This is a genomic window from Peribacillus sp. FSL E2-0159 (assembly GCF_038643155.1).
GTDB lineage: Bacteria > Bacillota > Bacilli > Bacillales > DSM-1321 > Peribacillus > Peribacillus simplex.
Map to the genome: position 1 here is coordinate 3,323,222 of NZ_CP152053.1, position 15,036 is coordinate 3,338,257.

At 32.9% G+C, this 15,036-nt stretch carries 10 protein-coding genes and 2 pseudogenes; 4 read left to right on the forward strand and 8 right to left on the reverse strand.

Annotation, left to right across the window (positions count from 1 at the left end; translation table 11 throughout):
* Positions 1 to 506 precede the first annotated feature (506 nt).
* A complete protein-coding gene (locus NYE63_RS16150; RefSeq protein WP_342601875.1) occupies positions 507 to 1,514 on the forward strand; it encodes a hypothetical protein in 1,008 nt (335 codons plus the stop codon).
* Positions 1,515 to 1,702: 188 nt separating this feature from the next.
* Here the strand turns inward: NYE63_RS16150 and NYE63_RS16155 are convergent, their stop codons facing one another.
* A complete protein-coding gene (locus NYE63_RS16155; RefSeq protein ID WP_342601876.1) occupies positions 1,703 to 3,367 on the reverse strand; it encodes a DUF262 domain-containing HNH endonuclease family protein in 1,665 nt (554 codons plus the stop codon).
* Between the two features lie 177 nt (positions 3,368 to 3,544).
* On the opposite strand from NYE63_RS16155, the gene NYE63_RS16160 reads away from it, so the two are divergent.
* Positions 3,545 to 3,847, forward strand: coding sequence for a helix-turn-helix transcriptional regulator (locus NYE63_RS16160; protein ID WP_342601877.1), 303 nt, complete (start codon positions 3,545 to 3,547; stop codon positions 3,845 to 3,847).
* A gap of 83 nt (positions 3,848 to 3,930) precedes the next feature.
* On the opposite strand, the pseudogene NYE63_RS16165 reads toward NYE63_RS16160, so the two are convergent.
* Both NYE63_RS16165 and NYE63_RS16170 read right to left on the reverse strand, forming a co-directional pair.
* Positions 3,931 to 5,273, reverse strand: a pseudogene (locus NYE63_RS16165) (IS3 family transposase).
* A gap of 546 nt (positions 5,274 to 5,819) precedes the next feature.
* A complete protein-coding gene (locus tag NYE63_RS16170) occupies positions 5,820 to 6,083 on the reverse strand; it encodes a hypothetical protein (protein WP_342601878.1) in 264 nt (87 codons plus the stop codon).
* Positions 6,084 to 6,902: 819 nt separating this feature from the next.
* On the opposite strand from NYE63_RS16170, the gene NYE63_RS16175 reads away from it, so the two are divergent.
* On the forward strand, positions 6,903 to 7,997 hold the full coding sequence (locus NYE63_RS16175) for an aminotransferase class I/II-fold pyridoxal phosphate-dependent enzyme (RefSeq protein WP_342601879.1): 1,095 nt from the start codon (positions 6,903 to 6,905) through the stop codon (positions 7,995 to 7,997).
* Positions 7,998 to 8,126: 129 nt separating this feature from the next.
* On the opposite strand, the pseudogene NYE63_RS16180 reads toward NYE63_RS16175, so the two are convergent.
* The 4 genes and pseudogenes from NYE63_RS16180 to NYE63_RS16195 form a co-directional block, all read right to left on the reverse strand.
* Positions 8,127 to 8,479 (reverse strand): annotated as a pseudogene (locus NYE63_RS16180) (DDE-type integrase/transposase/recombinase); the annotation flags it as partial.
* A 111-nt stretch (positions 8,480 to 8,590) separates the two neighbouring features.
* Complete coding sequence (locus NYE63_RS16185; protein ID WP_342601880.1) at positions 8,591 to 9,049, reverse strand: MarR family transcriptional regulator; 459 nt, start codon at positions 9,047 to 9,049, stop codon at positions 8,591 to 8,593.
* Between the two features lie 552 nt (positions 9,050 to 9,601).
* On the reverse strand, positions 9,602 to 10,726 hold the full coding sequence (locus tag NYE63_RS16190) for an aminotransferase (RefSeq protein WP_342601881.1): 1,125 nt from the start codon (positions 10,724 to 10,726) through the stop codon (positions 9,602 to 9,604).
* 25 nt (positions 10,727 to 10,751) lie between these two features.
* The gene (locus tag NYE63_RS16195) at positions 10,752 to 11,807 is read right to left on the reverse strand and encodes an ornithine cyclodeaminase family protein (protein ID WP_342601882.1); all 1,056 of its coding nucleotides are present in this window, start codon (positions 11,805 to 11,807) and stop codon (positions 10,752 to 10,754) included.
* Positions 11,808 to 12,558: 751 nt separating this feature from the next.
* Here NYE63_RS16195 and NYE63_RS16200 point away from each other — a divergent pair.
* On the forward strand, positions 12,559 to 13,422 hold the full coding sequence (locus tag NYE63_RS16200; RefSeq protein WP_342601883.1) for a LysR family transcriptional regulator: 864 nt from the start codon (positions 12,559 to 12,561) through the stop codon (positions 13,420 to 13,422).
* 144 nt (positions 13,423 to 13,566) lie between these two features.
* Here the strand turns inward: NYE63_RS16200 and NYE63_RS16205 are convergent, their stop codons facing one another.
* The gene (locus NYE63_RS16205) at positions 13,567 to 14,721 is read right to left on the reverse strand and encodes an amidohydrolase (RefSeq protein WP_342601884.1); all 1,155 of its coding nucleotides are present in this window, start codon (positions 14,719 to 14,721) and stop codon (positions 13,567 to 13,569) included.
* Positions 14,722 to 15,036: the final 315 nt, after the last annotated feature.

Below are 15,036 nucleotides of genomic sequence, written 5' to 3' on the forward strand. Positions count from 1 at the left end.
AATTAACGACATAGTACATTTACGTCCTTCAAAAAAATTAGAATATGGTGGGCTTATTTAAGTATGGCCTTTCACTAAAGTGTTTTCATACAAAAATGCTGCCTTAAAGACAGCTCCAATCTTCAGCTAACGCACCCGTTAGTTTAAGTAGATTTCTTCACAAACTTGTTCTCTTTAAACTTCATTTATTACAGGAATGCTGCCCCTTAGTTCCGTAATAAAAAGGTTACCGCAGCAACCTCCGTTAAGTTACTAAGCGAAAAAATTTAGAAAAATTTATTCACTAATCAATAATTCTGAGTATAGTTAGAGCAGTAATCAATGAATCCTAATCATAAATTACTATTGCGTGTCTTACGCTTACAAAAATGCATCGCGAACTAAACATTCCCGTTTTCAGGAGCGTTTCTTTTGGGCATTGTTAGCGGTTTTTGGAACATAAAGCTTCTCTCTTTGTCATTAATATTAAGCTCTTTTTCTTTCATAGATTTGAGGTGTTGAAAAAAGTGGAGATAAAAATTTTAGTTGTAAAACAAAATAAGAAAGGCAAATTTTATACAGTTAAATTTGAATTAAACCGAGATAATAACATCACTAAAAATTGGGCTACAATTGCAAGAAAAGGTAATAAATATATCTTTAATAGTGTGATTTACAAGATTGATCCGGAGAAAGCTGTGTTTTCTAAAAAAACGGTAAAATCACCTGACCCAGAGTTCTATTACAATGCGTCCTTGACAGAAGAGGTATTTAATTTAATATTAAAATCTCAAGATTTTACAAAGTACCGAGAAAAATACAATATAAATTTTGATTTAATTAAAGTATATGACAGTAAGCAAATAACAGAGCGAGAGGAGAACCTTAAGAATATTATTAAAGTAGCATTAGAAAGAGATGATTACATTGGTGCGATTTGCAATGCTGGAAAATATTATATCCCTTTGTTTAAAATGGATCCTGGTTGGCATATTCAATCATTTCTCCCCAATGGTGATGAGTATAATGATTATTTAAAATACATTGGTTTTGATAAAGAGGCTGAAATCATAAAACATTTAATTTGGGTCATAGATCGTTTAAATAATGCTTCAAAAAACGTGTATGCGGTTAAAAATGAAAGTTTTCTAGAAACTATAGTTACCAATACAGGAGTAGAAGAAGAGTTTGGTTCTTTGTTTGGCTGGGACTTACCAGAAGACACGATCTTTTATGATGAAATTTTCTATACGGAAACGATAACTAGGCTTGCAAAAGAAATGTTGGAGAATAATGAAGAAGAAATTATTGAAGCTGCTTTAGTCGGGAATCCAGATGTGTTGGATGAAAATATAAGTGAATATTACATTGCTGATAGTGTAATTTACGATGATGAATCTTATTTTGTCGATAAAATGTATGATTTTGCACTCAACAAAGCATCCTATATAGCAAAAATAAAACAAGATTTCTCTTCATATCTGGATCTTAACACGTTAGATAAGAAGGCTCGATCAAAAAAATCACGGCTTTAAACACGCGGCTAAGTTTAGGATTAGCGGCTAAAAGAATTGATGGCCAATCTGCGCGTTAATTACCTAACAAAATTAAAAACTTATTCTTCTAAGTTAAAAAGCATTGCTAACAGCAACGCTTTTTTTAATACTTGATATTATAGCCAACACCAATAACAAAGAGGGATAATTCTTCACACCCCTCTACTTTATATATTATTGAAATTCCATATCTTCTTAGCTATGCCCGCAAGATACACACTCCTTATATTTATCTCTTCGAAGGTCCATTTGTCTTCTTGGCAAATTTCTTTGGTTAACATTATGATGGATTGCTCATATTTTTTTTTCTTTTCAAGAAAAGGATAATTAGAAGCAGTAATATTTAATTCGCTCCCAAGCAGCGTAAGGTTCCCAATTCTATTAACAAACATTGAGTATTCAGAAGCTCTTGTCCCTAGTTCTTTTTGCCAAGAATTTTCAATGATTTTATTTCTTTTCCTTAGTAATTCCCTTGGCATAATATGTTCGATGTGAACATCACTCCGACCACTTATAGTTTTTTCTCTTGTGTTGTTTGTTAGAGCATTTTCTATCATTTCTAAGATATATTTCGTTTGTGCTGACCTTGTAAAATCCCGGTTCTGGAAGTTTAAATAGAATTCAGTATCAGATGGGGTTCTCCTCTTAAGATAATCAACAATATAAGAAACTGGCATTTCTTTATTGAACGATTCTAAAGCCAAATGATTGTAAATTCTATCAATGTCTCGTGTTGAAATATTACATATACTTCTTCGCAATGTAAAAACTTCAATAGCCTCCAAAATTGATATCAATTGCTCTTTATTAAGATTCTCGGAGAGACACTTAATTAGAAGGGGGTAGCTGGTAGTTGCTTCTATACGCACTAACGTATTTAGCCGATCATCCACCTCCTTTATGCCTAATAATCCATTATACAGCTTTAAATACATTTCAGATTTTAACCATATATCTTCAACTAAACTCAATAAATTATCATTTGAATCAATCAACTTTTGATATTTCGAATAAAGTTTAGGTATTGGGACTACACCATATTCAATAGAGAACAAATAATGTCTAAAGAAACGAACCTTATCGTGTCGGACCGACTCAATATCCTCAATATTTTCAATGATACTATCCCAAATATCAATGCATTCATCCAACATTGATTCATTGGCTGAAAATTTACTTAGTAAATAATTTTTAATCAAATCAACGGACGAAAGGGATAATCCGCGGTTATTTAGGGTCTCAAAAAGCCTGAACGCGTCATAATATGAATCAGTAACCATTAATACAAGATCCAATGACCCCAATAACTTTGTATAGATGTGCTGCCATTGCAGTTTACTATCCTGTAACTTTTCTAAAAAGAAATTATAAGCTTGAATGATTTTTTCATTTTTTATTTCTTCCCTTTTAATACTTTTTTCAACTAATTTTTTGAATAATTTGTTATCCTTCCTTCCTAATATTAGCTTGGCTTCAATTTCATCTATTGTAGAACTTTTTAAAAAGTAATTATTTATATAGGCCGCTCGATCCTTGTCAATTTTTTCTGCTAAATCACGAATTGCAGTTAAAAGTATTAGAATTGTTGTAATTCGTTGTTGTCCATCAACTACCTCAAAATACCCAAAACCTTTTTGCCGTTCTTGGCTTATGGTAATGATAAACCCCAGAAAATGTGTTTGGTCACCATCTAATCTGATTAAATCTTCCCATAGATCATTCCATTGATCTTTACCCCAATTATATGGCCTTTGATATAAAGGTATTCGAAAGACTTCATTAACACTCCCTAATAACTTTCCAATACTGAGTCTTTTTGTATCTATTGACATTTTCTCACCTCCAAGAACAACTTCTAATGTTCATTATAGTCATATATGAATATTTTTAAACGTAAAATAGTCAACTTCGACTAATTGCGTTTTTTTAATAACAATTTTGCTATGATGTTTCCACTTATATAAATAAAAAATTCTTTTTTTATAAACAGTATTAACGGGGGATTTATTATGATAAATTTGGGTGAAAAATTGAAAACTTTAAGATCAGCTAAAGGTATATCTAGTACCCAACTTGAACATTTATCAGGAATTAGTCAGTCCAATATTAGTAAAATAGAAAGGAATGCTATATCTCCAACTATAGAAACACTTCTAAAAATTTCTGAAGCGTTAGAAATTAGCATTATTGATATATTTGAGATTAACGATGATACGCCTAGCGATTTGGTTAATCTAATCAATACAGCAAAAAAGTTATCCTCTGATCAACGGCAAAAGGTTACTGAAATGATCCAATCTTTTTTGAAATAGCTATTGTAGAAAAGTGAGAGAAAATGTATAAATAAAAACACCGTAAATTGAAGTGAACCCAAAAAGTTAGACACTTTATTTGGTTAAGCAACCTTGAGGGCATGAACCCGGTAATCAACCGGGCTCATGCCTTTTAATTTCACCTTAATTCGTTGGTGATTGTAATAATAAATATAATCTTCTAGTTCTTGTTTAAAATGCTTCATGCTGTCGAACTTCTGTAAATAAAGCAATTCGGATTTTAATAAGCCAAAGAAGTTTTCCATGACAGCGTTGTCGAGACAATTTCCCTTCCGAGACAAGCTTTGTGTAATCGCATGTTTCTTCAAGGTATGTGAATATGGTTTCATTTGGTAATGACAGCCTTGATCCGAATGAAGGATGGGTGAATCTTCCGAATCCAATCGCATTATGGCTTGGTCTAACATCTTGGAGACTAAAGGGTAAATAGGACGTGATTCGATATTGTAGGCGATGATTTCTCCATTAAATAAATCAAGACTGGGCGATAAGTACAACTTCTCACCGTTTAGATGAAATTCCGTCACATCAGTGACCCATTTTTCATTTGGCTTTGTTGCCTTAAAATTTACGCTCGAGAATATTGGGTGCAATCTTTCCAACCTTACCTTTGTACGAACGGTATTTTTTCAAACGTACCAGACACTTTAACCCCAGCTCATTCATCAATCGAAGCACCGTTTTATGGTTAATCACAATGCCCCGATTATGTAATTCTAAGGTGATGCGTCGATATCCATATCTCCCTCTATTCGTCTGAAATATCTCTTCGATGACAGACTTTATCTCCACGTATTTATCCTGACGCTCGAAGGCGTTTCTCCAATAATAATAGGTGCTCCGTGCGATATTCGCGACAGAAGTAGCTTTAAATTAAATTCTCCCCTTAGTTCGTACACTACTTTCGCTTTTTCTTGCGTTCTTACGATTCTCTTTCCTGAACTAAGGCTTTCAACTTTTTTAAAAAGGCATTCTCCGCACGCAAACGCTCATTTTCAGCCTTTAATGCTTCTAATGATCCTTCTGCTAGTGGTTTCTTCGTTTCTTTTTTCATGGATGGACGCCCCTTTTTCTTTGGTTTAAGGGCGTCTACTCCTTCTGCTTCACATTGTTTTTGCCAAAGTAATAGGGTAGAAGGTGACGGAATATTGAAAACCGCAGCAGTTTCACGGAGAGACGTCCCCTGTAAGTTCATATAATCAAGTACTTTCAGTTTATCTTCTACCGTATAAGTTGTATAGCGTTTTACAAATGCACTCTCTCCATGAAATTGGTACTGTCGAATCCAAGTGTTTAATACTCCAGAGGTAACACCAATAGATTTAGCTATGCTTTCCTGTCCCTCTGTACCTTCAATATATCTTTGTACGGCTTGTATTTTCTGTTGTGCTGTAAATTTGGACAAAAAGAAACTGCACCTCCAATTGTTAGATGTGTCTAACAATTGGGGTGCAGTTCAAATTAGCGGTGTTTTTTTTTAGTTATACATACAAATAGCCCAAGTGTAATTAATTACGTTTCCTCTTCAATTAGAGAATCTAATAGTTGCATAACTAAACCTGTAATGCACCCCACAAATTACCAGAAAACAAAAAGGATCCCATAAGGCAGACTATAATGAGTATGGAATTTCATACTTAATACGTGAGTAAGCTATCAATTGATAAAACAAAATCACCTAAAAGTTCTACTCTTCACTCTGTTCTTTCTTCTTTATAAAACTTTATCCTCGTCATTCCTTTCTGATCAGCTGTTAACATCACAAGTTATCAGGTTAGTAAGTAGATAAGCAGGTTAATGATTGTTTTTGAGTTATAAAAAGTCTTTGTTAACTTTTTAAGTATTTAATTTCAATCCCCTATTCCCCCATTTTTAGCTAAATGTATGATTTATCCTTACTATTTCTTTGCTTTATTTCTTTAAAATGGAATCAATCCTGAAATAGTTTATTCTACAACCCTTTTTTTTTCTCCAGCTCTATATCATTTAATAGATACTCATAGAATGTATCCTTATCAAACTGTTTCAAGGTTTTCACTTGGGCTGCTAAGATGTGCATAAGAATCCATCTTGTTTTGTCGCTCAAATTATTTGAATAACATAAAGTTTGTTCTAATAAATTACGAAACAAATAATACTGAGCCGGTATGCTCAATTCCTCTACTTTGTTTATAAATTGATCTTTCCAATCATCTGCTGAATTACTAAAAGTCATTTTATTTTTCCCCCATCGATATTTTCTCTTAGCTGACTAAGGTCTATGAATTAAATTCTATTTTTATCTAAAAAACAAGGGATACTAGAAAAAGTCATTCAATTGAAAAGACCGATCTATTCCTCATGTAAGGAATTCTAAATTTGTCTATCCCACACTATGAGGCAGTCTCTCCACTCTAAGACTTGAAAGAACAAAGAAGTCTAGGTGGAGAATAACTAACCTTAAAAGTCCGGTTGAATTAAATACTAGTAGAGGCTGGAAGAAAACCCTCTAACAAAAGAGTTATTTTATATGTATTATACGCAAGATTCTTTTAACACTCTTCATCAGCGAAGCCAAATTGTATTATTTAGTAATTCCAACTTGGTCAATTTCAACATCTACAGTTGATTTAAATTTCAATTTGCATAAATGGTTTCTCTTTTTGAGCACTAATTTGGTGAATAAGTGTTTCTAGATACCATCTCCATTACCTCTGCCTCCCCAAGAAAACTCATTACCAATATGTATAGGAAATGCCAAGTATCTTAACAGTGATATTTGTTTCAGAATTCTAATCTGTCCTATTTGAATGAAATAAAACTGTATCTTTTCATCAGTTCAGATTTTGTTTAAATATAAATATACTCACTTGAAAGGAGAGGAGTATTAATCTCATAAATGGATTGACACTACAAAGAGGAAAAAGTAAATCATTTAAATGAATGGTGAACATTGTTTCACGTCAACTACTATTACTAGTTTAAGGTAGTTTTAGAAAGTAGAGTAAAGTCATTATTTAATTTTAAAGGATATATATATATGTGGTTTAAGAGAATGACAATTGAAAAGGAATCACCCGAGGAGCTTGGATACGAAAAAATCAAGTATAATTTGTCGGAGAGCTCAATCGCTGATCGTCGTTTCGCTGATTTAGATTTTACCTTTGAAAATCTCACCATCTTTTATGGGGATCATAGCGGCAAAAAAGAACTCCGGGAAATAATAGCCCAAGAACACTATAATATGGAGGCGGATCAGGTATTTATCACCAATGGTGCTTGTGCGGCATTGTTTATTATACACTCAACCCTTCTTAATCCGGGTGACCATATATTAGTAGTAAAACCTAACTATGCTACAAACATTGAAGTTCCAAGATCTTTGGGAATAACCACTAATTTACAGAACCTCAACTTTGAAAATAACTTTGAGGTTGATACGGATGAATTAAAAAGCTTAATGACACCGGAGACAAAGATAATAAGCATCACATATCCACATAATCCAACTGGAGTCATGATTTCCGAGGCTAAGCTGAACGAACTTATTGAAATTGCTGAAGAACACGGTTGCTATTTGGTAGTAGACGAAACCTATAGAGATTTAACCATTGGAGAGAAACTGCCAACTGCAGCCTCGCTCAGTTCGAAAGCAATCAGTGTTGAATCGCTATCAAAAGCTTATGGGCTGCCGGGAATCAGAATGGGTTGGCTTACTACACGAGATAAAGATTTAAAAGAGGCCTTTTTGGCAACTAAAGAGCAGATATCCATATGTAATTCGGTGTTTGATGAAGAAATTGCTTATCATGTCTTTAAGAATAGGGACAGGTTCTTGGAAAGTACAAGAGCGGATAATCTATTGAAATTCAACATAGTGAAACAATGGATGAACGAACAGGATTATATTGAGTGGGTTGAACCGCAGGGAGGAGTGATTTGCTTCCCAAGGATAAAATCTGATGTAAATATTGATACAAACGAGTTCTATAAGGTTTTATTTGAAAAGTATGGAACTTTGGTGGGTGCAGGCAGATGGTTCGAAATGAGTGATAGGCACTTTAGAATCGGGTATGCTTGGCCTACTGTGGAGCAGCTAAAAGGCGGATTAGAAAGTATCATTAAAACCATTGAAGGACTAAAAGAGTAAGTTATCACACGCATTCCATGCTAATTCGAGTTTCCATAAAATCATCAACTATGGAAACTCGATTTTGAACTATTTATTCAAATACTAAGTTGCATCCTTCAGATATGTTTTCCCCTATATTTAAACCTGATTCTTATCGAACGGAATGAGTCGAGGTTTAGATACATGAAAAGACAGCAATGCTTCCTTGATGAAGCGCTCGCAGCCTTTTTTGTCACCCGTTTTACTGAGAAAAAAATTAGGAATCCACTGCACGATACAGATACATCCATTGACCATTTACTTTGATATACGTTCATCGACGCACCAAGAGTCATTGCTTATAAGTACGCCGTACTCTTTCATCTAATTCCGATCTGTAATGATGAACCCGCGCATAATGTTGAGTGAGTCATCGATACGCCACGTGCTTCCATCGTCACCAGTAATTTACGAAAGCTCAAGTAGTACCGTAGATACCATCTCTCTGTTCACAAAATCATGTCAGGCTGATAATGTTTCCACTTAAATAAATTTTATTTTCCCATAACTAATCATCGGCCTTTTTTAAATTAATAGTAACAATGTGTCCATGATTTAGAGATTAATTGTAATTATCTTGGAGTTATTGTACCAGAACCCTTTTTTATAAGCCGCCAATCAATTTCAATATCTCCTCTTATTCTTTGAATAAGATTTAAAACTAATTTCTGTTCTTCAATATTAATACTCTGAAGAGCTGTTGCATTAAAGTGTTTCTCTTTTTTTTCTATCAGTTTATATATTTCTTTTCCTTTTACTGTAGGGAATAGTTTTTTTATTTTTCTATTCTCCTTATCACCTACTCTTTTTATAAATTCATTTATTTCTAACTTTTTTATAGCGCGAGCTGCTGTAGTTCTGTCCACTTTAATCACTTCAGCTATCTTTTCTTGAATTATTCCAGGGTGTTCACAGATTTGAATGAGATACAAGTACTGTCCCCTAGAAAGTTGAAAATCTTTATATACTATATTACTGAGTGCATCTAAACATCTTGCAATAACTTTAATCTCTTCAATAATTCTTTCCATAATTCTTCCCCACTTATTTTTTCAAAATAGATTTATATGGAGCGTAATCTAGTATTGCTCTCTCTTTATCCAAAATAAGTCATATAATAAGACATTATTAATGCTAAAAATCTATGAAACTCTGAGATTTATTTAATTTTGATGTCCCTTTTAACAACTTTTTAGTTTAGTGTTTTTTCATAATTTGATAATACTCTATCAAGCTTAACCCTTTATCGAATTGTTCTTTACTAGCTGTTAACAGAGGAACCTTTGAATAACTTCACTTTTGTTTCTACAGAAATAAAATAGTGCTCCCTGCTCTAAAGAAAAAATCTAAAATTCTATTCATAGCATCACCATCTGTTTTACCTGTATTAGGATTAATAATTTCATTTCTAATCATTAATCCTAACCCAGGAATACGCCAATGATTTTTTATTCTTTAGGTTTTTCTAATTCCAAATAAATTCTCTTCTTTGTTTTATCTCGAGAGTTGCTAAAGCATCTGACAAATAGGATGATCTTTGGCCATTGTATTTAAAATTTCTTTAAGATAATTTTAAATATCAATTATTTAAATGTTCGAAGGTATTCTGATACTTTTTGAAGCCCCTGTTCTAAAACTTCTGTTTTGCAGGCGTAACCGATTCGAACATGACTTTCTATATCAAAACAAGAACCAGGCGTGAGAAATGCACCGTTTGCTTTGAAGAGGCCAATACAAAAATCTTCTGAAGAAACAGGAAGATCATATTTAAGCATAGCAGTTGTACCAGCACGTGGTTTAACATAAGAAATTAAAGGTTCTTGTTCGACCCATGCGTCTAAAATAGTTAAATTTTCTTTAATTATTTTACGATTACGATCTAAAATTTTGTCATAATTCTTCAAAGCATGTACTGCCAAAATATCATCTAACATACCACAACTGATCGTTGTATAATCACGATGTCTAAAACACTCGTAAATTACTTCTTTTGGTCCGGCTATCCACCCAAGTCGTAAACCCGCTAATGAGAGCACTTTTGACATACTAGATGTACTTATACCTTTTTCGTATAAATCTACAATAGAAGGAACTACTAGATCGTCTTCTTGTAATAACCTACGATATACTTCATCACAAAGGATATAAGCATCATAAGAACGAGCAATCTCTACAATCTCTTCAAGCATTTCTTTTTCGATAATAGCGCCGGAGGGATTGTTGGGATTATTAATTATAATCATTTTTGTTTTTTCATTCACTAAGGATTTCAGCTCATTTAAATCCGGTAAATAATTATTTTCTTCTCGTAAAGGCAATAAGTCTACAGTTGCGCCAAATGATGTAGGAACTTCATATAATTGTTGATATGTTGGATGGACAGCAATTACATGATCGCCTGGTTGGATAAGAGTATAAAGTAATAAAAAGTTTGCACCAATGGCACCATTTGTTACTAGTACATTATCAGCATCAAGAGATTGATACTGATTTGCTACTAATGTTCTAAAGTCTGGAGAGCCCTCAATATGCCCATACGTTAATCTGTTCTTGCCCAAATCAACTAGAAATTTTTCTGGATCCGTTCCATCTATTGAGATTAATTCGTTTACTGTTATCGAATCTACACAAGTCTCTGCAATATTATACACAGCTTCCACTTCGTATTCATTCATCCATTGTTCAACTGCAAATGTTTTAATATTCATAATAAATCTCCTTTGTATATATATATTAAAGTGTTGTAATAAGACCAAGTTTCTTTTCAGTTGCTTGTTCTAAAAGATAGTTAGCTGTTAATAAATCTTGTAAAGATATTCCCGTACTATCAAAAATCGTAATATCTTCATTAGTAACACGACCGGCAACCTTACCTAAAATCACACTACCTATTTCTTCCTCAATTTGATTCGTTGCAATAAGTCCTTTTTTATACGGAATTTCAGTCTCACCGACACTAATGGCTTGACCCACATCGTCTACAAACACTCTTGAGTTAACAAAAAGGTTTTCATCAATTTCTTGCTTACCTTCCATATCTGCACCTATACACGATATATGCGTTCCTGGTTTCACCCATTCTTTTTTAATTATAGGTTTACGGGCTGGAGTTGCAGTGATAATGATATCAGCTTGTTCTGTTGCTTGTTGAATATCTTGTGTTGCTTCAAATGAAATGTTAATTCTTTGAAGCATTTGATTATAAAATTCTTCATCTATAACTTTATAAGGAGCAAGAAGTTCCAATAATTTATCCTTAATCGATTTACAAAAATCATTAGCATGTTCAAAAGAATTAGCGTTGTAAACAGTTACCTTTTTGATATTCTCCATACTCATCAAAGTAGCTATAATTTGGTAAGGTCCTAAATGTCCTGAACCAACCAAAACGAGATACTCTGAATCTTTTCTTGCCAAATATTTGGCTCCTATACCTCCAGCAGCTCCAGTGCGCATCATAGTAATAAACTCTCCACTCATGATACCTAGCGGCGCTCCTGTACGACTATCCAACACTAGAACTGTCCCTACAACGGCCGGAAGGTTTTTAGAAGGATTGTCCCCAAACCATGAAACTAATTTAAGACCAAAGATATTAGCACCTACTAATTCTCCTGACTTAATATCCATATCTGCTTTACCAGGTTTAAACTCATGAAATACCATCGGAAATAAAGAAGCCTCGTCTTTCTCCTTCAACGTATAAGCTCTTTCTACCAACTCTATTGCAGTTCTCATGTCTAATAAATCTTTAATATTTTCCTGATTTAAAACTCTAAATGGGAACAAAGTTATTTCCTCCTTTAATTTTTTTATCTTCAAAGTAGTTGCCACTACTAAGTTCCAATTAAATCTATCACAGTCTTAACAAAGTGAAAAATTGATTAATTTAATAGTATCTATTAAATAAACTTAGTGATTTAGTATCTCCAAAAATTAATTATAAAATTAAATAAAAAGAGGCCCAGCACATATTCTTATTAAATATGCATGGGCCTCTTTTTCCTTATAGTTATTTTTAGTTTTTATTCAACCTTTTATTTTCGATTGTAATGCATTAATGTAGCCTGTTAAAATAAGGATTTCCCACAACAAAAAGATTGCAAGAGATTCTAATTTATCCTAATTCAGTAATCAGCTATAAACGTATAGTTAGCTAATATATTATCAAGAAACAAGCCAACTCCCTAAATTACTATTAATAGTTGCAATTATCTTAATCCCCCTTTCAGTATATGAGTTTGATTTAACTTAAATCTATTTAACTATAAAGAGTTTTAAACCCTCTATATTGTAAGATGATCCTAATTTTAATTATACTTTTAATTTTCAATGTTAACCCAAGAATTTTGCCTTTATATTCATCTTCTGATAGTATGAATATCATCTAAATTGTGCCCGTAATAAATTTATCACAGGTTAAAATAGGGATAAAATTAATTAATTTAATGGTAACCATAGAAAAATTTAATAACTGTTAAATGCAAATTTTATATCTATTTTTTCAGGTATGAAAGGAAAAAGTATGGAGCTTAGAAACTTGAAAACTTTCCAGGTTGTTGCTCAACAACTGAATATGACAAAGGCAGCTAAAATTTTAGGATACACACAACCAACTATTACGTTACAAATTCAAGTATTAGAAAGAGAACTTGGTCATTCACTTTTTACTCGCATTGGAAAAAATACTTTTTTAACTCCCGCAGGTAAAAAGTTGCAAAAACATACAGATAAGTTGTTTAATGTTGTCGAGGAATTAGAAAGAGACCTGGAGGAATTGAATGGTCCATCTGGAAGACTATCTATTGCTGCATCTGAATACTACTGTAGTCACTACCTATCCATTTTGGTAAATGCCTATATTAACCTTCATCCACAAGTTAAATTAAAACTTATTCCTTCCAATAGTCTGGACGTTATTGAAAAAATCCTTAGTAATGAAGCAGATATAGGAATTATTGCTTGTGAATGTAACCATAAAGATATTGAAAGTCATGTTCTTGGTGAAGAAAGGGCAGTACTTGTAGTTGCTGCAGAAATATTTAAAGATAACACTAAAGAAAAAATATTAGAAAAATATCCTTTTCTAGCCTTTCATGGAAACTGTAGCTTTGATACGCTAATTAAACAATGCTTTTTTGAGATGGATTATAGACCGGCATCTATCATCGAATTCGGTGGAAGTGATGAAACCATTAGACGTGCTGTACTTAATCAAACAGGGATTGCTTTACTCGGAGAAAATGTCATTAAAGAAGAACTTGCCAACGGACTACTTGTTCCTTTACATTATTGTACTCAAACGATTGAAACATCTTTAATTTATTTAAAAACACGAACAGAAGGTGCTACTATTAATTCCTTTAGTGACTTATTAAAGGATGCTTGGGTAGCTACCATATAGTAAAGAATGTGCTTTGCTTTCTATTCATATTAAACAAAAAGTCCTCGAATAATATATTTGATGTTATTCAGGACTTTTTTTGTTTAATACTGTTTGAATATTCTTTAGTAAATGCTATCTTTTCAACAAATGATCCAAATTGGACTATTCGTCATAATTTAGTACAAGTCCTATGAATAAGTTTATTGCCGTCTCTAAAACATCCTCATCTAAGTCAAATTTGGGGTGATGATGTGGATAGGCGCTCTTTTCTCCTCCAGTTCCTACAAAAATAAAAGCTCCTTTTCTTTTTTCTAAATAACAAGAAAAGTCCTCCGATGCCATGGTAGGTTCTACGTGAACTAATACTTCTGTCCCAAACACTGTTTTGACTGTCTGCCCTACAAAACGGCTCATTTCTTTATCATTAATCACAGGAGATAATCCCCCGAACAATTCTAAATATCCATTCGCTCCAAAACTATTACAAATTCCTTCAATTACTTTCTTCATTTCGCTACAAATATAATGTCTTGTATCATTTGATAAAGTTCGTATTGCCCCATACATGGATACCTTTGTAGGAATGATATTGTAAGAAGTTCCTGCTTCTATTTTCCCAACAGATATAACAGCTGGATCCAGTGGATCAATTCTTCTACTGATAATAGATTGAAGTGCTCCTATAATATGACTTGATATATAAACAGAATCTACTGTTTCATGAGGTGAAGCACCATGTCCTCCTTTTCCTTCGATCGTAATACAAAAATCATCTACTGATGCCATCATCGCACCAGAGCATATTCCAATCTTCCCCTTCTGAAGGGGTTGCCACAAGTGAATTCCAAAAATTATATCGACTTCATTTAATACCCCTTGTCGTATTAAAGATTCAGCACCACTAGGAGACATTTCTTCTGAGGATTGAAAAATAAAAACGATATTTGGTTTTACTTCCCTTCTATGTTCGGACAACCACTTGGCTACCGCCAATAACACAGCCATATGTCCATCATGTCCACAAACATGAGAAACTCCAGGTTTTTGTGAAATATAACTTTTTTCACCCTCTTCTACAACAGGAAGTGCATCCATGTCGGCTCTAAGGGCAATAGTTGTGCTACCTTCTGTACCTTTAAGATATCCTACTATGCTCGGAGGTTCATAATCTAATATTTCGATATTCAACTTGTCCAAATGCTGTTTAATATATTTACGTGTTTCAAATTCTTCGCCAGATAATTCGGGATACTGATGAAAATATCGCCTATGTTCAATTGCCCATTTTGTTAATTTATTCAATTCAGCTGTGACCATTTTTATTCCCCCTAGTAACTGATTTAAATTCCAATTCGCATACAATAGAATACTCTTTATTGTTAAATTGTATATAAATCGTTGTAATACAACTAATTAAAAGGTTTTATGGTTGTAATTGAAGTTTTTTATAGTTAGTAAACATTTATCATTAAAATTAGAATTTATGGAAAATTAATAAATTTACTGTTTCATTTAATAAAACGAAAAAAAACAATACTATTAATTTATCAAATTGTAACTATAGGATTTTTCAATTTGTTAAATAAACAGAATAATTCTAATATTTTAATAACAGATGAAACAAAAGTAATG